The sequence below is a fragment of the Kribbella albertanoniae genome, assembly GCF_004348455.1.
Classification (GTDB): domain Bacteria; phylum Actinomycetota; class Actinomycetes; order Propionibacteriales; family Kribbellaceae; genus Kribbella; species Kribbella albertanoniae.
The window spans coordinates 1-1041 of the sequence record NZ_SMKA01000544.1 but is presented as its reverse complement, the minus strand read 5'-3'; the positions used below and the strand labels follow the sequence as shown (position 1 = coordinate 1041).

The 1041-nt window shown below is 70.6% G+C and carries 1 protein-coding gene; it reads left to right on the top strand.

Annotated elements, in window-relative coordinates:
- Positions 1-1041, top strand: a 1041-nt coding sequence (locus E1261_RS44905) for a family 4 glycosyl hydrolase (protein ID WP_132416502.1), incomplete at both ends; no start/stop codon positions are given.

The following is a 1041-nucleotide window of genomic DNA, read 5'->3' as shown; positions in this document are numbered from 1 at the left end:
GACTGTCGACGAGCGGGTGGCGCTCGACCTCGGCGTACTGGGTCAGGAGACCGTGGGCGCCGGCGGGATCGCTTATGGGCTGCGGACGATTCCGGTGGCGGCGGCGATCGCGCAGCGGATTGCGGCGCTCGCTCCGGAGGCCTGGGTCATCAACTTCACCAACCCGGCCGGGATGGTGACCGAGGCGATGATCCCGTACCTGGGCGACCGCGTGATCGGCATCTGCGACTCACCCTCAGGCCTCGGCCGCCGCGCAGCGCTCGCGCTCGGCGTCGACCCGGCGACCGCGTTCTACGACTACGCCGGGCTCAACCACCTCGGCTGGCTGCGCGGTCTGCGGTCCGGTGGGGTCGACCGGCTCCCCGAACTCCTGACATCCACCGAGGAGCTCACCTCCTTCGAGGAAGGGCGGCTGTTCGGGGTGGACTGGCTGCGGTCGCTCGGCTCGATCCCGAACGAGTACCTGCACTACTACTACTTCGCGCGGGAGACGCTGGCCGCCGTACAGGCTGTCCGGCAGACCCGCGGCACGTTCCTCCTCGAGCAGCAGTCCGCGTTCTACGCCGAGACGACCCAGCACCCCGACCAGGCGCTCGAGCTGTGGCAGAAGACCCGCGCCGAGCGCGAATCGACGTACATGGTGGAGAGCCGCGAGGTCGCCGACGCCGGCGAACGCGACGAACGCGACATGGCAGCCGGCGGCTACGAACAGGTCGCCCTGTCCCTGATGCGCGCCATCGCCCACAACGAACGCGCCTCCCTCATCCTCAACGTCCGCAACCGCGGCATCCTGCACCACCTCGACGACGACGCCGTGGTCGAGATCCCGTGCACGGTCGACGCCAACGGCGCCCTCCCGCTCGCCGTCTCCCAGCTCACCGACCACCAGGCCGGCCTCGTCACCGCGGTCAAAGCCGTCGAACGCTCCACGATCGAAGCCGCCACCACCGCCTCCCGCTCCGCCGCCCTCCGAGCCTTCGCCTGGCACCCCCTGGTCGGCTCAGTCACCGCCGCCGGCCACCTCCTGGACGCCTACACCAC